The organism is Halopseudomonas pelagia (assembly GCF_009497895.1).
GTDB classification, from domain to species: domain Bacteria; phylum Pseudomonadota; class Gammaproteobacteria; order Pseudomonadales; family Pseudomonadaceae; genus Halopseudomonas; species Halopseudomonas pelagia_A.
On sequence record NZ_CP033116.1, the window covers coordinates 3,437,017 to 3,457,421 of the forward strand.

The 20,405-nt window shown below is 59.4% G+C and carries 16 protein-coding genes; 12 read left to right on the forward strand and 4 right to left on the reverse strand.

The annotated features are described in order from the left end of the window. The first annotated feature begins 136 nt into the window (after positions 1 to 136). Together EAO82_RS15835 and EAO82_RS15840 are read left to right on the forward strand one after the other, a co-directional pair. Positions 137 to 1,534, forward strand: coding sequence for a sodium:solute symporter (locus tag EAO82_RS15835; protein WP_096348148.1), 1,398 nt, complete (start codon positions 137 to 139; stop codon positions 1,532 to 1,534). Beyond that, on the forward strand, positions 1,518 to 2,480 hold the full coding sequence (locus EAO82_RS15840; protein WP_096348149.1) for a hypothetical protein: 963 nt from the start codon (positions 1,518 to 1,520) through the stop codon (positions 2,478 to 2,480). The genes EAO82_RS15835 and EAO82_RS15840 overlap by 17 nt, the downstream gene beginning before the upstream one ends. Here EAO82_RS15840 and EAO82_RS21130 read toward each other — a convergent pair. Next, positions 2,470 to 2,967 (reverse strand): MarR family winged helix-turn-helix transcriptional regulator, encoded by a 498-nt coding sequence (locus EAO82_RS21130; protein WP_096348150.1) that lies wholly within the window; start codon positions 2,965 to 2,967, stop codon positions 2,470 to 2,472. The two genes, EAO82_RS15840 and EAO82_RS21130, sit on opposite strands and share 11 nt — an antisense overlap. Before the next feature lie 124 nt (positions 2,968 to 3,091). Here EAO82_RS21130 and EAO82_RS15850 point away from each other — a divergent pair, with 124 nt between their 5' ends. The 9 genes from EAO82_RS15850 (at position 3,092) to alkB (ending at position 14,320) form a co-directional block, all read left to right on the forward strand. Further along, on the forward strand, positions 3,092 to 3,538 hold the full coding sequence (locus EAO82_RS15850) for a DUF1499 domain-containing protein (RefSeq protein ID WP_096348151.1): 447 nt from the start codon (positions 3,092 to 3,094) through the stop codon (positions 3,536 to 3,538). Positions 3,539 to 3,564: 26 nt separating this feature from the next. Beyond that, the gene (locus EAO82_RS15855) at positions 3,565 to 5,712 is read left to right on the forward strand and encodes an FAD-dependent oxidoreductase (protein ID WP_096348152.1); all 2,148 of its coding nucleotides are present in this window, start codon (positions 3,565 to 3,567) and stop codon (positions 5,710 to 5,712) included. Then, complete coding sequence (locus EAO82_RS20890) at positions 5,713 to 7,278, forward strand: TIGR04282 family arsenosugar biosynthesis glycosyltransferase (RefSeq protein ID WP_218838679.1); 1,566 nt, start codon at positions 5,713 to 5,715, stop codon at positions 7,276 to 7,278. Positions 7,279 to 7,487: 209 nt separating this feature from the next. Continuing rightward, entirely contained in the window at positions 7,488 to 8,684 is a 1,197-nt protein-coding gene (locus EAO82_RS15870; RefSeq protein ID WP_096348153.1) for an acyl-CoA dehydrogenase family protein, read from the forward strand. Between the two features lie 499 nt (positions 8,685 to 9,183). After that, on the forward strand, positions 9,184 to 9,948 hold the full coding sequence (locus EAO82_RS15875) for an SDR family NAD(P)-dependent oxidoreductase (RefSeq protein ID WP_096348154.1): 765 nt from the start codon (positions 9,184 to 9,186) through the stop codon (positions 9,946 to 9,948). Positions 9,949 to 10,075: 127 nt separating this feature from the next. Next, complete coding sequence (locus tag EAO82_RS15880; RefSeq protein ID WP_096348155.1) at positions 10,076 to 11,125, forward strand: phosphotransferase; 1,050 nt, start codon at positions 10,076 to 10,078, stop codon at positions 11,123 to 11,125. A gap of 115 nt (positions 11,126 to 11,240) precedes the next feature. After that, a complete protein-coding gene (gene surE / locus EAO82_RS15885) occupies positions 11,241 to 12,080 on the forward strand; it encodes a 5'/3'-nucleotidase SurE (protein WP_096348156.1) in 840 nt (279 codons plus the stop codon). Between the two features lie 131 nt (positions 12,081 to 12,211). After that, entirely contained in the window at positions 12,212 to 13,000 is a 789-nt protein-coding gene (locus EAO82_RS15890; protein WP_096348157.1) for an SDR family NAD(P)-dependent oxidoreductase, read from the forward strand. A 663-nt stretch (positions 13,001 to 13,663) separates the two neighbouring features. Continuing rightward, positions 13,664 to 14,320: a DNA oxidative demethylase AlkB gene (alkB, locus tag EAO82_RS15895; protein ID WP_096348158.1), complete on the forward strand. Its 657-nt coding sequence runs from the start codon at positions 13,664 to 13,666 to the stop codon at positions 14,318 to 14,320. Between the two features lie 160 nt (positions 14,321 to 14,480). On the opposite strand, the gene EAO82_RS15900 is transcribed toward alkB, so the two are convergent. The 3 genes from EAO82_RS15900 to EAO82_RS15910 form a co-directional block, all read right to left on the reverse strand. Continuing rightward, positions 14,481 to 16,280, reverse strand: coding sequence for an acyl-CoA dehydrogenase (locus EAO82_RS15900; protein WP_096348159.1), 1,800 nt, complete (start codon positions 16,278 to 16,280; stop codon positions 14,481 to 14,483). A gap of 120 nt (positions 16,281 to 16,400) precedes the next feature. Further along, complete coding sequence (locus EAO82_RS15905; RefSeq protein WP_096348160.1) at positions 16,401 to 17,585, reverse strand: acetyl-CoA C-acyltransferase; 1,185 nt, start codon at positions 17,583 to 17,585, stop codon at positions 16,401 to 16,403. A gap of 90 nt (positions 17,586 to 17,675) precedes the next feature. Further along, positions 17,676 to 19,013 carry a spinster family MFS transporter gene (locus EAO82_RS15910; RefSeq protein WP_096348161.1) on the reverse strand — a complete coding sequence of 446 codons (1,338 nt, stop codon included), beginning with the start codon at positions 19,011 to 19,013 and terminating at the stop codon, positions 17,676 to 17,678. 232 nt (positions 19,014 to 19,245) lie between these two features. Here EAO82_RS15910 and EAO82_RS15915 point away from each other — a divergent pair, with 232 nt between their 5' ends. Next, positions 19,246 to 20,337: an FAD-dependent oxidoreductase gene (locus EAO82_RS15915; RefSeq protein ID WP_096348162.1), complete on the forward strand. Its 1,092-nt coding sequence runs from the start codon at positions 19,246 to 19,248 to the stop codon at positions 20,335 to 20,337. Positions 20,338 to 20,405 lie beyond the last annotated feature (68 nt).

Here is a 20,405-nt window from a genome sequence, read left to right on the forward strand (position 1 = left end):
AGCTTGACCACTGGTAGGAGCGACGGCCCCGTCGCGAAAGGGTTTATCACTGAACGATCGAGCCCACTCGATTGCCAATAACGCAAAAAACGGCCAAAAGAAGTCGGTTTCAACAACTCATTCAGAAGAGATGGACATGCAAGTAACCAGTTGGATGGGCGCGTTTTTCTGGGGTTTCCTGGTGCTCTACGGCCTGATGATGTATTGCCTTTCACCGCGCACCGTCACGCTCGGCAGCTTCTTCCAGGGTGAAGACAGCCGAGGCCGCAAGGCTTCTCCGTTTCTACTGACCACGAGTATTTTCATCAGTTGGATCTTTGCCAAGTCGGTCACCAATGCGGCCAACCTGGGGGCGGAATATGGCCTGGTCGGCGGCCTGGCCTATGCCACTTACTGGCTGTCTATTCCGCTCTGCGGCCTGGTTATCTACCGCCTGCGGCGGCGCTTCGGCGCGACCGGACTGGTGAGTTTTCTCACCTCGCACTATGGCCGCGCCGCGGCGCTGGCCTTTTCTGCCGCTATTCTGATTCGTCTGTTCAACGAGGTGTGGAGCAATACCGCCGTGGTCGGTGGCTATTATGGCGATACCGGCACCCCGGCCTTTATTGGTTCTGCGCTGCTGTTCACCGCCGTCACCCTCGCGTATAGCCTGCGCGGCGGGCTGCGTAGCTCGATTCTGACCGATGCGGCGCAAGCGGCGATCTTTGTTATTGCGCTGGTCTGGGTGCTGGGCCTGGTCTTACCCCAGCATTCGCCGGCGGAGCTGATGAGCACCAGCCACTGGGCAATGGATGCCGGCGTGGACCTATTGCTGGTCGCCGCACTGCAGATGGTCAGCTACCCGTTTCACGATCCGGTACTGACCGATCGTGGCTTTATTACCGAGGAACGCAGCATGGTCAAGGCATTCACCTTGGCTGGCTTATTGGGCTTTGTGGCGATACTCGCGTTCAGCCTGATTGGTGTGCATGCCGATCTGGTGGGCGTCGGCGTATCGGGCAACGTCCCTGCCGCACTGGCAAAAACCCTGGGCATCGGCGCGTTGCTGGTGATGACCATTGTGATGATCTCCGCCGCGGGCTCGACGCTGGATTCGACCTTTTCCAGCCTGGCCAAGCTGGTCGGCCGCGAACTGCCGGCCATGGCGGGAAAGGATCTGGGCAAAAAGGCCATTGGTATCGGCATGGCGACCATGGTGATCTTCGCCCTGTTCGGCAATCTGCCCATGCTGGCGGGCACCGATATTCTCAAGGCGACGACCATCAGCGGCACCATGGTGATTGGTATAGCGCCTGTGTTCCTGCTGCACGGCCTGGTCACCCCTACCCGCCTGGGGTTTCATCTGAGCTTCTGGACCGGCCTGGCGCTAGGCATAGCGCTAACGCTGGGCTGGATACCGGCAAGCTGGGCTATCGGTGATGGCAAGTACGCCCTGCTATTGGGTACCAATCTGTATGGCCTGATGCTTTGCACCGCAGGTTACGTTGGCGCCGGACGGCTGAATCGGAGCGTGCCCCATGCAAGCAGGACGTAATTGCCCACTGGATTATCGGCTGCCCGCTGACAGCTTTGCCGGCGAGCCGTTGTTCGACTGCCAGACGCTCTATGTGGTGGGCGGCCTTTACGGCAATTGCCAGGCGCTGCACGCGCTGGAAAAGCGCTTGGCCGCCGAGCCTGGTGCCAGAGCCGTATTCAATGGCGATGCGCACTGGTTCGACCTGGACCCAGACGTATTTGCCGATATCGAAGCGCGCTTGGCAGCGCATACCTTGTTGCGCGGCAATGTTGAGACTGAACTCGGTCGCCCAGGCAATGACGATGCCGGTTGCGGCTGCGCCTACCCGGACAGCGTTGACGATCAAACGGTGGCGCGCTCCAATCAGATCCATGCCCGGCTAACCGGTACCGCAGCGCAATTACCTGGAATGGCTGCACAGTTGGCTGACCGACCTGCAACTGCGCTGGTCAGCGTTGCCGGGCGCCGCATAGCTATTACCCACGGCGATGAGGAGTCGCTGGCAGGCTGGCAATGTGCGCGGACTGCACTGGCCACTGCTGCGCGGCAACAGGCGTTGCAAGCGTGGATGGCGGCCAACCGCCTGAGCGTATTGGCTACCAGCCACACCTGCGCGGCTGCGGCTTTGTGCAAACCAGGCTTTGCAGTGATCAACAATGGCGCCGCCGGCATGCCGAACTTCAATAACGGCCGCTATGGGCTGGTAACGCGCATCGCCACGCAGGCTCACCCCTCGGCGTTATATCGTGCGGAGCTGGACGGATTGGTAATCGAAGCGGTGCCGCTGAACTATAACCACGCGCAGTTTATTGGCGAATTCGACCGCCAATGGCCTGCCGATAGCCCGGCCGCCCTTTCTTACCGAGAGCGAGTAATGCGCGGTGGTGAAGACGCGCCTCAGGCAGCGCTGCTGGGCGGCTTTGCTTTGGCGCAAACCTTGTGCGCGATGGGCGCTATTGATTGATGCTGTCAGAGCTGGGCGCCTGACGCAGAACATCCTGATAGATCTGCTCAGCCGCGACTTTTAAAGCCTGGGCTTGTTCGAGTGTAAGGCTGGTCATGCAGAACAGCTTCAGCGGAATATCGCTGGCTTTTTCACGCAGCGAATGGCCGGCGACGGACAGATCGATCAGCCACTGGCGTTCATCCTCGACGCCCTTGCGGCGGAGGACCAGCTCCTTTTGCTCAAGGCGCTTGAGTATGGGTGTAAGGGTGCCTGAGTCCAGGCGGGTGTCCTCGACTAGTTGCTTGATGGGCACACCGTCATGCTCCCAGAGCGCCAGCATCACCAGGTATTGCGGATAGGTCAGACCCAGCGGCTCAAGTAACGGCCGATAAGCACGCACCATCGCGTTGCTGGCACTGTATAACGAGTGGCAGAGCTGGTTACGCAGCAACAGCTGCATGCTGGGATCAGTAGCGGTTGAAAGCGACAAAGGGGGCTGGGACATAACCGTACTCGGCAAATCAGTGGAGGTTTATTTTGCGCACAAGGTATTGACCCGTCAAGCGGTCACACCTACTATCTTGCGCACAAGATATTCCCCATTACTACTGCATCAAGGAAGTCGCACCATGAAAACCATATTTATCGTCATTGTTGCGCTGGTGATCGCCGGTTTTGCCTTTATTTATTGGCAGAACAGCCAAATTCCCGAGCTGGGTCATCAGGCTGGCCAACTTACGCCGTTGAGCGACAAGCCCAATGGGGTTTCAACCCAAACGGCCGATCCGGCAAAGCTGGTGATGCCCTGGCAGTTCAAAGCGGACCAGGCCACGACCCTGAGTGCGATCAAGGATGCGGTAGCAGCCTATGGCGGCGCCGAGCTGGTAAGCGAAGACGCGGACTACCTGCGCTATGTATTCGTTACCGAGAAAATGCGCTTTCGCGACGATGCCGAGTTCTATCTGGATGCACAGACAAAAGAGGTGCATTTCCGTTCGGCCAGCCGCGCCGGCAAATCGGACCTGGGTCTGAATCGCAAGCGTTACGAGCGCCTGACCGAGCTGTATAACCGCTGAGACCCGACACTGGAGTACCTGGCACCATGAAAGCCGGAAAAATCATCGTTGTTCTGCTGATCGCTGCGCTGGTAGCGAGCTTCTTTGTGTTCGACCTTAACCAGTACTTCAGTCTGGAATGGTTGAAGAGCCAGCAGGAAAACCTCAATGTCCAGGTAGCGGCTAACCCTTATCTGGCGGCGGCGATTTTCTTCGGCGTTTATGTGGTGGTAACGGCTCTGTCGTTACCCGGTGCAGCACTGATGACGCTGGTAGGTGGTGCGCTGTTCGGCCTGGGTTGGGGCTTGCTGCTGGTGTCCTTCGCTTCGGTCACGGGCGCCACGGTGGCGATGATCATCAGCCGCTTTCTGTTGCAAAGCTGGGTGCAGAAACGATTCGGCAAACGCCTGAAGGCGATCAACCAGGGCGTGGACAGCGAAGGCGCGTTCTACCTGTTCGCTCTGCGCCTGGTGCCGGTATTCCCGTTTTTCCTGATTAACCTGGCGATGGGTCTGACGCGGTTGAAGGTCACCACTTTCTGGTGGGTCAGCCAGATCGGTATGCTGCCGGGTACTCTGGTATATGTGAATGCGGGGCGGGAACTGGGCCAACTTGATTCGTTAGGCGGCATTCTCTCTCCAGGCCTGATTGGCGCTTTCGTGTTGCTTGGTGTATTCCCGTTGATCGCGCGCAAGATCCTCGATGTGGTCAAGGCTCGGCGGGTTTACAAAGGCTGGAACAAACCGGAGAGCTTTGATCGCAATCTGGTGGTGATCGGCGCCGGCAGCGGCGGACTGGTCAGCGCTTATATCGCCGCCGCGGTAAAAGCCAATGTCACGCTGATCGAGAAGCACGCGATGGGCGGCGACTGCCTGAACACCGGCTGCGTGCCCTCAAAGGCACTGATTCGCTCGGCCAAACTGGCGGCAGAGGTCAATAAGGCGCATGAGCTGGGGTTCAATACCGCCAGCGCCGAGGTCAACTTTGCGCGGGTGATGGATCGTATCCAGCGGGTGATTAGTGATATTGAGCCGCATGATTCGGTCGAGCGCTACACCGAGCTGGGTGTGGAAGTGATCCAGGGCGAAGCGCGCATTACCAGCCCATGGCAAATCGAGGTCAATGGCCGGGCGCTGACCACGCGCAATATCATTATTGCTGCTGGCGCCAAGCCGCTGATGCCGAACATCCCCGGGCTGGATCAGGTCACCGCTTACAATTCCGACACTTTATGGAGCCTGCGTGAGCAACCCAAGCGTTTGCTGGTACTGGGCGGCGGGCCTATCGGTTGTGAGCTGGCTCAAGCTTTCCAGAGACTGGGCAGCCAGGTTACTCAGGTGGAGATGAGCTCTCGACTGCTGGCCCGGGAAGATAGCGATGCCAGCGATATCGTCATGCAGCATCTGCGCAGCGAAGGGGTGGATCTGCGCCTGCGGCATCAGGCCGAACGTTTCGAGATACTCGAAGACGGCCAGCAGCAGTTGATTGCCAAGCAGCTGGACGATGACGAATACACGGTTATCCCGTTCGACGCCGTGCTGGTAGCGGTGGGGCGTAAACCCAACACCACCGGCTACGGCGCCGAAGAGCTTGAACTGACGCTGCGTGACAACGGTACGCTGCAGACCAATGAATATCTGGCGACGCGCTTCCCGAATATTTACGCCGTCGGCGATGTTACCGGCCCTTACCAGTTCACCCATGTGTCCGCTCACCAAGCCTGGTATGCGGCGGTCAACGCCCTGTTCGGTACCTTCAAACGCTTCAAGGTTGATTACCGGGTGATTCCGCGCGTGACCTTTACCGATCCTGAAGTCGCCAGCGTCGGACTCACCGAAGCAGAGGCGCGCGCGGAGGAAATCGATTTTGAAGTGACCCGCTATGGCATCGACGATCTGGATCGGGCTATTGCCGACCAGGCGGCGGTGGGCTTCGTCAAAGTGCTGACCGTACCTGGCAAGGACCGCATTATCGGCGTGACCATTGTTGGCCAGCATGCCGGCGAGCTGTTGGCCGAGTACGTGCTGGCGATGAAGCACAACCTGGGGTTGAACAAGATTCTGGGCACCATCCATAGTTACCCGACCATGGCCGAAGCCAACAAATATGCAGCCGGCGAATGGAAGCGTGCGCATGCTCCGGCTGGCGTATTGCGTTGGGTTGAACGCCTGCACCGTTGGCGGCTGGGCCGCTGAATGGTATGGCTGTCGGTGGTCGTTCCGGTCCGCAATGAAAGCAGCGGCATTGCACAAGCGCTGGCGCCGTTACAGGCGCTGCGCGGCGAGCTAGAAGTGATTGTGGTCGATGGGGGGAGCACCGACGACACTGCAGACCAGGCCATGCCGCTGGCCGATCAGCTCATCGCCTCCCGGCCAGGGCGCGCCCGCCAGATGAATGCCGGCGCAGCGCAGGCCAAGGGTGAGGTTCTACTGTTTCTGCATGCGGATACGCGATTGCCGACAGGGTTCGAGAGCTTGCTCAGGGAGGCGCTGCAGATTGGCGCACCCTCCCCCACCATACCCGTAATCGCCTCTGTCAGGCCCATACTCCCTCCCGTCATTCCCGCGGGAATCCATTCTGACTTGCCGGCAGCACCCAGCCCCGACCAAGAGCAATCGGTGCTTCCCGACCCAACAATGGATCCCCGCCTGCGCGAGGATGACGGTGGGGGGGAGCGCCGGGGCAAGAGGATCAACACTGCGCCTCCCGCAACCCTAGTCATTCCCGCGAACGCGGGAAACCATTTTGACCTTGCCTGCCGCTCGCAATGGGGACGTTTCGACGTGCGGTTCTCGCCCTCCTCTCCAATCCTGAATCTGGTCGCCTGGATGATGAACCAACGCTCACGTCTCACCGGCATCTGCACCGGTGACCAGGCCATCTTTGTGCGCCGCAACCTGTTCGACCGACTGGGCGGCTATGCGGATATTACACTGATGGAAGATATCGAACTCAGCCGTCGCCTGCGGAGAATCGCCCGCCCCGCCTGCCTGCGCCCGGCACTGACCACCTCAAGCCGCAAATGGCAAAAACACGGCGTCTGGCGAACCATCGGCCTGATGTGGTGGATCCGCTTGCAATACTGGGCTGGGGTCTCGCCAGACCGACTGGTGCGTCAGTACTATGGCGATAAATCTGAGGCCGCTTCCCTGCCGCAGACAACACGCCCGCTGCTAATCTTCGCCAAAGCACCGATCCCCGGCACTGTCAAAACCCGCCTGATACCCGCGCTTGGGGCTGACGGGGCCTGCAGCCTGTACCGGCAATTGCTGCTGCACACCTTGCATCAGACGCAAGACTGGCCGGGGTCGCGCTACCTGTACTGCGCTCCGGATACCAGCCATCCGCTTTTCGCGCGCCTCGCCTCGGAGCACCATCTGCAACTGCGCCAACAGCACGGCGATGACCTGGGTTCGCGCATGGCACAGGCGTTGGCCGAACACGCTGATGGTGCGCTGCTGATCGGCACCGATTGCCCGCTGATCAGCACGGCAGTATTACAAGAAGCGGATCAGGCGCTGCAAACGCATGACACCGCCATCATCCCCAGCGAAGACGGCGGCTACGTCATGATTGGCCAACGCCGGCCTGATCCGGCCACGTTCGTCGGTATGAGCTGGAGCCATTCCCAGGTTATGGCCGACACCCGGGGGCGGCTGGAGGCTGCCGGCAAAAGCCTGTGGGAAGGCGCTACCCTGTGGGACCTGGATGAGCCGGAAGACCTACCCCGCCTTGCTGCAATATCGCTGCCTCCGCTCTAGCACAGGGCTTTTCACAGTCCGTTACACGGGCGAAAAATGCGAACCCGGTCACTCCCCACTTATAGTTCCATGCGGGTAACATCACAGTTGTTTATGCAGATCCATTCCATCCTGGCGACATAGTTTCGCCTGCGTTCAGCTGACTATATGGTCACATCCATGCAGCAACAGCTGCCTGACCTATCACCAGAATCAGCAAGGAATGTCCCATGTTTGAACTCAGCCCGCGCGTGCAAGACCTGAAACAGCAAATCGAAGCCTTTATGGATGAGCATATCTATCCGAACGAAGCGCTGTTCTACCAACAGGTAAAAGAGAACAAGTGGGGCGCGCCGCCGATTCAGGAAGAGCTGAAAGCCAAGGCCAAGAGCATGGGTCTGTGGAACCTGTTCTTGCCACACAGTGAACGCGGCGCCGGGCTGAATAATGAAGAATACGGGCACCTGTGTGAAATCATGGGCCGCTCTTCCATCGCGCCGGAAGTGTTCAACTGCAGCGCGCCGGACACTGGCAATATGGAAACCATCGAGCGTTACGGCAGCGAAGAGCACAAGGAAACCTGGCTCAAGCCGCTGCTGGCCGGCGAGATTCGCTCGTGCTTCTCCATGACCGAGCCTGATGTTGCTTCTTCCGACGCGACCAATATCGAGTGCGAAATCCGCCGTGACGGTGACGAGTATGTGATCAACGGCACCAAGTGGTGGTCCTCCGGAGCCATGGCCGACAGCTGCAAAATCGCTATTGTCATGGGCAAGACTGACGCCAACGCGCCCAAGCATTTGCAGCAGAGCATGATCCTGGTGCCGCTGAACACCCCCGGCGTGACCATCGTGCGTGATCTGCATGTGTTCGGTTACGACCATGCACCGCATGGCCACGCTGAAATTAAATACGAAAACGTCCGGGTTCCGGTATCCAATATTCTGTTGGGTGAAGGCCGCGGTTTCGAGATCGCCCAGGGTCGCCTTGGGCCAGGCCGGATTCACCACTGCATGCGCTCCATCGGTGTTGCCGAGCGCGCACTGGAAGCCATGTGCCGCCGCGCCGCCAGCCGCGTTGCCTTTGGCAAGCCGCTGTACAAGCACGGCAGCACCTCGGAAAACATCGCCAAGTCCCGTTGCGAGATTGACCAGGCACGCCTGCTGACCATCATGGCTGCCCGCAGCATGGATCAGTTCGGTAACAAGGTGGCGCGTCAGCAGATCGCGATGATCAAGGCGGTCGCTCCGACCATGCTCTGCAACGTACTGGACCGGGCGATTCAGGTTCACGGCGCTGCCGGCGTGTGCCAGGACACCTTCCTCGCCTCCGCCTACGCCAAAGCCCGCACCCTGCGCCTGGCCGACGGCCCGGATGAAGTGCACTTGGGCACGATTGCCAAGCTGGAAATGAGCCGGTATTTGTAAGGCTGGTTTTTGGTAATCGGCAAGTCCGCTTGGATTCCCGCCTGCGCGGGAATGACGGAGCTAGGACGGAATGCCAAGGTTAACCCGCAATGGCGGGGCTGAGCAGGAATGACGGTTTAGTGGGTAGCCAGGAGATGTGACAAAACCGGCTATCCCCCCTTCACCGTCATCCTCGCGAACGCGGGGATCCATTGTTGGGTTTGGGCTCCACGCTGGCAGGGAATCCGCTAAGGCCAAAATGGATTCCCGCGTGCGCGGGAATGACGGGGTTGGGGAGAATGACGAGGTTCACCCCAGTGGCAGGGTTGGGTTGGGTTGGTGGAGAGCTCGGCGCTGCGACAGTGGCCGCTGCGCCCCTCGCCGTCATCCTCGCGAACGCGGGGATCCATTTTGGCTATGAGCACAGTACCTCCTCCCCCCGTCATCCCCGCGCAGGCGGGGATCCAAGCGGTCTATCATTATTACGAACAGTCAGACAAAACCAAGGACCACAGACACCATGAGCACACTCTTTGATCTGACCGGCAAGGTCGCCATCATCACCGGTTCCACCAAGGGCATCGGTAAGGCTATCGCCGAGGAATACGCCAAGGCGGGTGCCAAGGTGGTTATCTCCAGCCGTAAGGCTGACGTTTGCGAGCAGGTCGCCAATGACCTGAAAGCCCAGGGTTTCGATGCCATCCCCGTGGCCTGCCACGTCGGTGACAAGGCGCAGCTGCAAAACCTGGTCGACAAGACCCTGGAAGCCTACGGCAAGATCGACATTCTGGTCTGCAACGCAGCCACCAACCCGGTTTATGGCCCCACCCACAATGTCAGTGACGAAGCCTTCGACAAGATCATGGGCACCAACGTCAAGGGCACTTTCTGGCTATGCAATATGGTTATCCCGGAGATGGTCAGGCAAGGCGGCGGTGCCATCGTGCTGCTATCGAGCATCGCCGGCCTGCGCGCCAGTGCCAATATCGGCGTCTATGGCATGTCCAAGGCGGCCGAAGCAGGCCTGGCACGCAATCTGTCGCTGGAGTGGGGACCGAATAACATCCGCGTCAACAGCATCGCGCCCGGTCTGATTCGTACCGACTTCGCCCAAGCGTTGCTGGAAGATCCGGATCGCCTGCAAAAAATAGAAGAAAAACTGCCCCTGCGTCGTGTTGGTGAGCCGGTGGATATCGCTGGTGTAGCGCTTTTCCTGGCCTCCTCTGCGGGTGCTTACGTAACCGGCCAGACCATCGTTGCCGACGGCGGCGATACTATTGCCTGAATGTTTTACCGAGCACCGGCCGGCTGAGCGTGATGGCGGTTGATTCACCGGCTTGCTATCACGCCAGACTTCGGTCTGGCGTGATAGGTTATCAACCTGACAATTCCAATAGCACAGGACCTTCTAGATGAGTGAAGCAACCCTGATCGACGTACTACCTGCCCACCGTTTTGATGAAGCCCGCCTGCTTTCCTACCTCAATGGCCGCCTGGCCGGCGCCGAACAGGGTATGCAGGTGAAGCAGTTCCAGGGTGGCCAGTCCAACCCGACCTATCTGTTGACCGTGGGCGAACACCGCTATGTGCTGCGCAAGAAGCCACCGGGCAAACTGCTGCCGTCTGCGCACATGGTTGAGCGTGAGTACCAGGTGATCAACGCCTTGGGCAGCACTGATGTACCCGTGCCCACCGCGCGCCTGCTGTGCGAAGACCCGGAGATAATCGGTACTGCGTTCTACATCATGGATTACGTTGAAGGCAGGGTGCACACCCAGCCTTTGCTGAGCGACGTGGAGCAAAGCCAGCGTCTGCCTATCTACCGCTCGATGATCGAAACCATGGCGCAGTTGCACAATGTCGACTGGAAAGCCGTGGGGTTGGAAAGTTATGGCAAGGCCGAAGGCTACATTCCGCGCCAGATCAAGCGCTGGAGCGGCCAGTTCGAAGCCAGCCGCACCGGCGACATGCCAGCCATGGATGCGCTGATGGCCTGGCTGCCAGACAATATGCCCACGGACGATCACACTACCATCGCCCATGGCGACTTCCGCATCGGCAATCTGATTCTGCATCCGACCGAACCCAAGGTCGTGTCGATTCTGGACTGGGAGCTGGCGACTTTGGGCCACCCGCTATCGGATCTCGCCTACTGCTGCCTGCCCTACCATCTGCCTTCCGGGGTGAATGGGGTGAAGGGCATGCTCGGAGCCGACCTCAAGGGCATGGGCTTGCCTGAGGAACAGCAAGTGTTGGACTGGTACTGCCAGTACAGCGGCCGCAGCGAAGTGCCGGACTGGAATTTCTTCCTGGCTTTCTCGCTGTTCCGACTGGCGGCGATTCTGCAGGGCGTGTATCACCGCGCCGTGCAGGGTAATGCGAGTAATGCCGATGCATTGGAAGTGGGCAAGCGCGCGGGGCTATTGGCCGAGCGGGGTTGGGAGATAGCACAGAGCAAGTAGCCCTTCGCGACGAGGCCGTCGCTCCCACCGGAGGCAAGGCTCACCCTCGGTGGTGGGAGCCGCGGCCTCGCGGCGAAGGGTTACGCCATTCGATTCAATAACAGATGGAGACTCCATGTCCAAACCAATCAAGCGCGTGCTGCTCACCAACGATGACGGCTGGCGCGGCCCAGGTTTGAAAATCCTGGAAGACATTGCCGAACAGATCGCCGAGGAAGTGTGGATCATATCGCCGGATCTGGACCAGAGCGGCGTATCCATGTCCATCACCCTGCACTCCCCGCTGCGCGTACACCAGTTCGAGGAGCGTCGCTTCAGCATCAGCGGCACACCGAGCGACTGCGTGTTGCTGGCCGTTGGCGAACTGATGCCGGTGCCGCCGGATCTGGTGTTGTCCGGCGTCAACGCCGGGGCCAATATAAGTGACTCGGTCGCCTACTCAGGCACCATTGGCGGTGCGTTGACCGCTACGCTGATGGGCATACCGTCGATTGCGCTGTCCCAGGCCTACCACAAGGGCAACGACATTCACTGGGAAACCGCCAGCCAATTTGGTGCGGGCATTGTTCGGCAACTGCTGGAGAAAGGCTGGCCGACCGACTGCGCGATGAACGTCAACTTCCCTGCCACCCCGCCAGGCGAAGTGACGGGCGTAGCCACCTGCAGGGCACGGGCAGGCAGCATTGGCGGCATCAATATCGAAAGCCGCCGCGATACCCGCGACGTGCCCTACTACTGGCTGGGCTTTCAACGTCAGACCGAACGCATCATCGGCCTGGATACCGATGTAGGCGCGCTGCGCGCCGGACGCATCAGCATCTCGCCACTGCGCTTCGAGCGCGACATCGCCAGTTGGCAAGTCGACAACCAGGCCATGTCGGAAAAGCTGGGCATCGTCTACCAGACTGATGACGAACTGGCCGGCGCCGGTCAGGATCCCAGTATCGATCATTGACCCAGCTTCAAGCTTCAAGCTTCAAGCTTCAAACAAAATCATAGTCCGGCGTAGCTGCCTGACGAACTGAGTTGATCTTAATCTTGCAGCTTGAAGCTTGCCGCTTGAAGCTCAAAAACAAGGAGAACACCATGCAACGATTTCTCGACAAGGTTGTACTGATCACCGGCGCCGGTAGTGGTATCGGGCGCGCTACGGCCAAACGCATGGCCGCTGAGGGCGCGCGTTTGATGTTGGTCGATCGCAATGAAGACGGCCTCAAGGGCACCCTTGATGAGCTGCCCGCAGGTGCCGAGATTCAGACCCGTACGGTGGATGTGGCTGATGAGGCGGCGGTCGAGGAGTGCGTTAACGAGACCATTGCGCACTATGGCCAACTGGATGTGCTGTGCAACAACGCCGGGATCGCCGGCGGGGATTACAATATCGCCACCGAGCAGAGCCTGGAAACCTGGCAGAAGATCATTGGCGTGAATCTTTATGGCGTGATGCTGTTCACCAAGTACGCCGCGCGGCAGATGCAGACGCAGGGCCAGGGCGCCATCGTCAACACCGCCTCCGTGGCCGGCATCCGCTCTGGCGCGGGTGGCAACGCCTACAGCGCGTCGAAGGCCGGGGTGATCAACTTCACCATGACCTCGGCCTGTGATCTGGGCCAGTTCAATATCCGTGTCAATGCTGTGTGCCCGGGCCTGATTGAGACCGGCATGACCAAGCCGGTGTTTGATTATGCTCGCTCCAACAACAAGGAGCAGAAGCTTGGCGCTCGCTGCGAACTGCGCCGCTATGGCCGGCCGGATGAAATTGCTGGGGCGATTGCGTTTCTAGCTAGTGATGATGCGAGCTATGTGACGGGTCAGGCGTTGGCGGTGGACGGTGGTAATACTGCGTCGCTGAATTTGCCGGGGATGAAGGTTTAAGTTTCATTGCTAGATGCATCCCGCGTTTACGAGGATGATGGGATTGAGGGCACTGGCTGAGCAGTGCGTGATGAGCACGAGTCCGCTTGGATTCCCGCCTGCGCGGGAATGACGAAGTGGGCTACACGTCACCCTCGCGAAGGTGGGATCCAGGGTGTGTTGGGTTAGTCGGTTTGAGGGAGAGCCTGAAACCTTACCGACTCTTCGCCAAAGTCAAAATGGATTCCCGCTTTCGCGGGAATGACGAGGCTGGGGGTTGTGGTGGGACTGGCAGCTACAAAAGTCCGCCTGGATTCCCGCCTGCGCGGGAATGACGAGGGACCGCGCGGTGGCGTCATCCTCGCGAACGCGGGGATCCATGTTGAATTTCAGGCGTTGACTCCTCGCGCTGCCTGAAAGCGCACCTTCAGCACCAACGTCAAAATGGATTCCCGCTTGCGCGGGAATGACGGGACTTGGGGTACTAACCGGGCACATGGGTAACACTTATGCGGGCGGTATTACTCCTCGTCATTCCCGCGCAGGCGGGAATCCAAGCGGTGGTTCGCCAAGCGCTGCACCGACCAAATCCACCATTTCCGTTTATGAAACCAATCTTCCCTCCGTGAGCCCAATCAGCATCCGAGGTAAAATCCCTTCCAGCAAGCCAAGCGGAGCCCATGAATGCCTACCACCGACGACCTGTTCGCCGACTCGACCCCTGCCGCGCCCGAGCAGATAGCTGAGGGCGCCTGGTTACTCCGTGGCTTCGTATTGAGTGACGCGGACCGGTTACTGGACGCCATTAGCCAAGTCGCCAGCCAGGCGCCCTTCCGCCACCAGATCACGCCCGGGGGCTACAGCATGTCCGCCGCGATGAGCAGCTGCGGTGAATGGGGTTGGGTGACTGATCGCCAGGGCTACCGTTATAGCACCAAGGATCCGCTGACGGACCAACCCTGGCCCGCCATGCCGGACCTGCTGCGACAAGTAGCGATCGATGCGGCAGCCGCGAGCGGATACGAGGGTTTCAATCCGGACGCCTGCCTGATCAACCGCTATGAAACCGGCGCCAAGATGGGCTTGCATCAGGACAAGGACGAAGCGGACTTCAGCGCACCTATCGTGTCCATATCACTGGGCGCCCCTATCACCTTCATGTTTGGAGGCTTGGCGCGCACCGACAAAACATCGCGCTGGAAGCTGGAACACGGGGATGTGGTGGTATGGGGCGGAAAAAGCCGGTTGTTTTTCCATGGCGTTGCGCCGCTGGGTAAACGCTCCGAACATCCTCAGACGGGACCAATGCGCTATAACCTGACGTTTAGAAAGGTTACCTGATTATCTGTCAGGTTGAGCCTGACTGAAGAACCTTCGCGCCCAGGCGGGCGCTCCCACAAGGATGCAAACGAGCCCCACCTGTCCAACGGAGTCGGCAAAGACTCCACTGTTGAGGTGAAACTCGATCATCCTGGATCAGCCTTTGATGGCCGGCATGCGCTTAGAAACACTCCGCCGGCATATCCAGCGTGGTTCGGTCGGCATCCCGCAATACCGCTGCCAACGCCAATGGCTTGGGAAGCTCGTAGCGCAGGAAGTACTCACAGGCCGCCAGCTTGCCCTGATAGAACGCCTTCGGCCGCTCTCCACCCTGCTGCAATCCCTTGAGCGCCGTTTCCGCCTGACGCAGCCAGAGCCAACCCACCACCACATGGCCGAAGCACTCCATATACAGATAGGCATTGGCCAGCGCCCGCTCCGGATCGCTCTTGCGCAGTGCCTGCAACGCGTCGGTGACCTCTTCCAGGGTCGCCAGTGCATCGCTCAGCAGTTTGGCCTGGGCAGCCAGTTCAGTCGCCGAGCCGCAGCTGTCCAGTGTGGCGCGAATCCGGCCCAGCAGCGCTTGGTAGAAGCGCCCGTCCTGCATGGCAACCTTGCGGCCGAGCAGGTCCTGACCCTGAATGCCATGCGTGCCTTCGTGGATCGGATTCAGGCGGTTGTCCCGGTAGAACTGTTCGACCGGGTATTCGCGGGTATAGCCGTAGCCGCCGTGCACCTGAATCGCCAGGCTGTTGGCTTCCAGGCAGAACTGCGAGGGCCAGGATTTGACGATGGGGGTGAGCAGGTCGTTCAGCCCTGCGGCTTCCTCGCGCACCAGCGGATCATCCGCGTGCTTCTTCTCATCGATCAACGTGGAGGTGAACAGGCATAGCGCCAGCCCGCCTTCCACAAAGGCCTTCTGCGCCAGCAGCATGCGCCGCACATCGGCATGTTCGATCAGCGGAATCATCGGCGAGGCGGGATCGCGCTCCTTGAGCGACCGACCCTGACGACGGTCACGGGCGTATTCCAGGGCATGCAGGTAACCGGTGTAGCCGAGCATCACTGACCCCAGACCCACGCCAATACGCGCCTCATTCATCATATGGAACATCTGTGCCAGACCCTGGTGTGGCTCGCCGACCAGATAACCTACCGCCCCGCCCTTCTCGCCAAAATTGAGCATGGTCGAGGTAGTGCCGCGATAGCCCATCTTGTGAATCAGGCCGGCCAATTGCACGTCGTTGCGCTCGCCCAGGCTGCCGTCTTCATTGACCAGAAATTTCGGCACGATAAATAGCGAGATACCTTTAACACCGGGTGGCGCATCCGGCAGCTTGGCCAACATCAGGTGCACGATGTTCTCGCTCAACTCGTGATCGCCGGCGGAGATGAAGATCTTGTTGCCGGTAATTCGGTAGCTGCCGTCCTCCGCCGGAATCGCGCGGCTCTTGATATCGGCCAATGAGGAACCCGCGTGCGGCTCAGTCAGGCACATGGTGCCGAAGAAACGCCCGGCCATCATCGGTTCGGCAAAGCGCTGCTTATACTCTTCGCTACCGTGGGCCATGATCAGGTTGCATGCGGCGATGGTCAGCCCGGCATAGGCCTGGGTGCTGACGTTGGCACCCTTGATGATGCCGATACAGGTCTGCGCGACCACCGAGGGCAACTGCATGCCGCCGCGCTCGTAATCCTGCGACGCGGCCATAAGGCCAGTGTCACGCAGCACAGCCAGAGCGGCGGCCACTTCAGGGCGGATGATGACTTTGCCATCTTCGAAGCGCGGCTCGTTGGCGTCACAGAGTGCGTTATGCGGTGCGAAGGTTTCGGCACCGACCTTGAGTGCCAGTTCAATCGCGGCGTCAAAAGTGTCGCGGCTGTGGTCGGCGTAACGGGGAAACTGGGTAAAGCGTTCGATATCCAGCAGTTCATAGAGCAGAAAGGCCAGATCGTCGGTATTGATGATTTTCTGAGACATGGAAATTCCTCGGGAATTTCAGCGGCAAGCTGTAAGCCTCAAGCGGCAAGTAGAAAAGCAAAACCCGAGCAGGGGCTCGGGCTTGCTTGTGGCTTGCAGCTTGTAGCTTGCCGCTGAGCTTTACAGTACTTCGAACAGGCCGGCTGCGCCCTGGCCACCACCGATACACATGGTGACGACAACGAACTTGGCGCCGCGACGCTTGCCTTCGATCAGCGCATGGCCGGTCAAACGCGAGCCGGTCACACCGTAGGGGTGGCCAATGGCGATGGAGCCGCCGTTGACGTTGAGGTTTTCCATCGGGATGCCCAGCTTGTCACGGCAGTAAACTACCTGGGAGGCGAAGGCTTCGTTCAGTTCCCACAGGCCGATATCGTCCATGGTCAGGCCGTTGCGCTTGAGCAGTTGCGGAATGGCAAATACCGGGCCGATACCCATTTCATCAGGCTCGCAACCGGCAACGCTGAAACCGCGGAAGATGCCCATGGGCTCAATGTTCTGCTGCTCGGCAACGGTGCTGTTCATTACCACGCAAACAGAGGCGCCGTCAGACAACTGGCTGGCGTTACCGGCAGTGATGAAGTGCTCAGGTCCACGTACCGGTTGCAGACCTTGCAGCGCTTCCAGCGTGGTGCTTGGACGGTTGCACTCGTCCTTGACCAGGTTGACTTCCTTCTCGCTGATGTTGCCGGTCTCCTTGTCCTGAACCATCATCTTGACCAGGTAAGGCACGATCTCATCATCGAACTTGCCGCTTTCCTGACCGGCCGCAGTGCGCTGCTGACTGATCAGCGCGTACTCGTCCTGGGACTCGCGGCTGATGTTGTAGCGGGCTGCAACGATGTCCGCAGTCTCGATCATGGACATGTACAGATCGGGCTTGTTTTCCTTGATCCACTGGTTAACACCGTGGAAATTGTTCAGCTTGTCGTTCTGGCACAGGCTGATGGACTCGACGCCGCCAGCAACGATGGCCGGAATCTTTTCACTGACAACGCGCTGGGCGGCAATCGCGATGGACTGCAGACCGGAGCTGCAGAAACGGTTGATCGACATACCGGCGGTAGTCACCGGCAGACCGCCACGGATCGCGGCCAGACGGGCCATGTTCTTGCCCTGGGCACCTTCGTGGAAGGTCGCACCGAGGATCACGTCTTCAACCAGTGATGGATCGATACCCGCGCGCTTGACCGCGTGTTCAATCACATAGCCGGCCATGTCGACACTGTGCGTGTTGTTCAGGGCGCCACGATAGGATTTGCCCAGTGCGGTACGGGCCGTGGATACAATAACTGCGTCAGACATGATGTCGCTCCTCTCAAGTATTCAGATGACCATTGTTCAAATGACAATAAGTGCGCCAGGCGAAACCTGGCGCGGATTCAGATCAGGTTATCAGACCGGCTGAGCCTGCTTGTCACCCCAGCGAACCAATGTTTCGCGGGCTTCACGATAGGGTTTCAAGCCCATCCATAGCAGCACGACCGAGGCCATGGTGATGATACTGGCTACCCAGAATATCGAGTAGCGCACGGCCATATCGTCCATAAATACGTAGTCAGTCACCAGCGCTACCGCGGTCGGCCCAATACCCAGACCGATCAGAGTGACAGTAAACAGATAGATGGCTGACGCCTGTCCGCGCATGGAATTGGGCATGACTTCCTGAATCGCCGCTGGTGCTACACCAAAAGGCATGGCTACGGTAAAGACGTTAAAGAACATCACGAACCAGACGATGGTCAGATTATCGATCAGGAAAACCACGTTGCAACCCAGCGTCAGTACCGCAGCCAACACGCCCACTCGCATGTTCGAGTCAGTGTAGCCGCGCTTGGCCAGATAATCTGCCAACCGGCCGCCAAATACGATACCCAGCGAGCCGGCGACCATCACAATGCTGCCGTAGTACATACCCACTTCGCCAGGGGTCAAGCCGTGGTTACGGATAAAGAAGGTCGGGATCCAGGCCGAGGCGCCATAGGACGCGAACGACAGACAGGCAAACCCGAAGTTGTGGCAGAGCACGGTTTTACGGATGCTCATCAGATAGGCGCCCACGTCTTTCAGCGGTACCGCGACACCCGCACCGACGCCTTTACGCACGGGCTCCTTGAGCGCCATAAGCACAAAACAGAAGGCTATGCCCGCAGCGCCGAGAATCAGGAAAATGAGCTGCCAGGGACGTACCATACCCACAATCGGCAACAACACGTCACCCTTGGCCGAAGCGAAAGTCACGACCATGCCGCCGAGCAGAAAGGCCATACCAGCGCCCAGGTAAATACCCATGGAATAAACGCTGATCGCTGTAGCGCGCTTTTCCGGCGGAAAGCTGTCGGCCATCAACGAATAAGCGGCCGGAGAAAGAGCCGCTTCACCGGCGCCGACACCGATACGGAACAGCACGAAGTGCCAATATGTTTGCGCCAAACCACAGGCTGCAGTCATCAGACTCCAGATAAACACGCCGAAGCCGATCAAGCCCTTGCGGCTTTTACTGTCAGCGATGCGGCCCATGGGGATACCGCAAATAACGTAGAAAATGGCAAACGACAGGCCCATCAGCAGGCTCATCTGGGTATCGTTGATATCAAGATCGCGACGAATCGGAGCTACCAGCAGGTTGAGAATTTGCCGATCAATAAAAGACAACACGTAGCACAACAACAGAATGGAGACAGTGCCCCAGGCTCGGGCGGTTGTTGGGTACAAACTATTATTGTGGGGCACGATCAACTCCGTTCGGGCGAGGAATATTTAGTATCCAAAAAAGGTTATCAGGTTCGCAGTGCGAAAGTCGATTCCGAAAACGATCGATTGACCAGTTACATGCGGGTCCATTAGCGCCAGCTATAACCCTGTTGCGGTATCGCCCGCCCAGTAGCCGCGACCGTCAGCTAATAGAGGCTGTAGAGGGTCTGGAAAACAGGCTAAGCTGACGCCACTGCACACAGGACAGACAATGAATCGACCGCTTGTTTTGGCCGGAGCGGGTCACGCGCATCTAGTGACACTGCGGCGCTGGATAGATATCGGATTTCGCCCGCCGCCAGGCACTCTGCTGCTCAATCCTACGCCGGCAGCCTGGTATTCGGGAATGATGCCCGGGCTGTTGGCCGGGCGGTTTGACGCGGCTGATTGTGCTATTGAACTTGCCCCGCTCTGCCATGCCTGCGGCATTGAATTGCAGCTGGGTCAGATAAGCATGCTGGATGCGGATCAACGCATCTTGCAGCTCACCGGCGGCAGCCAGATGAGTTTTGCCCTGCTGTCGTTGAATACCGGGTCGATCCCGCCGCTACCCGATTCAGTCGATGACAGTGTCAGGGTACTGCCAGCCAAACCCTTCCCCGCCCTGCATGAGGCCTGGAGAACCTGGCACCAGCATGCGGAAACAGCACCAACATCCATTGCCGTATTGGGCGGCGGACCGGCGGCGTTCGAATTGGCCCTCGCCGTGCGCGCCAGCCTGCCGCCTACCGAGGTGACGTTGGTCTGCGCGTCCAGCTTGCTTGCAACGCATCCGCCGGCGTTGCGCGATCGCGCCTGCCGGCTGTTAGAGCAACGTGGTATCCCGCTGATTGAACAGCAGAGCGTCAGCCGCATCGCGGACGGGCAATTGTTCAATAGAGATCAGCCGTTGCTGCGATGCGAGGCGGTTATAGCCGCCACCGGAGCCAGTGCACCCGAATGGCTGCGCGACAGCGGACTTGAGGTAGACGGTGGCGGCTTTGCCCGTATCAATCCGAGCTTGCTGAGCACCAGCCACTCCGGGATTTTCGCCTCGGGCGACTGCGCTAGCCTGCCAGGCGCGCTGCGCTCGGGCGTGTATGCGGTGCGCCAGGGCTCGTTTCTCGCCGACAATATCATCAACCTACTCCAACGCCAGCCGATGCGGGACTATCAGCCTCAGCCACAGGCTTTGGCCCTGCTGGCCAGTGCCGACGGCGGCGCACTGATGAGTTACGGCCGCTGGACTGCATCAGGGCGTGTGCTGGGCTGGTGGAAAGACCGTTTGGATATCGGCTTTATGAAGCGTCATCGTTTGGGATAAACGTCATCTGCGCGGGACGGTCTGCGGTAGACCAAAGGCGGATGGTCAATCCGGCTGGGTGCCGCGCA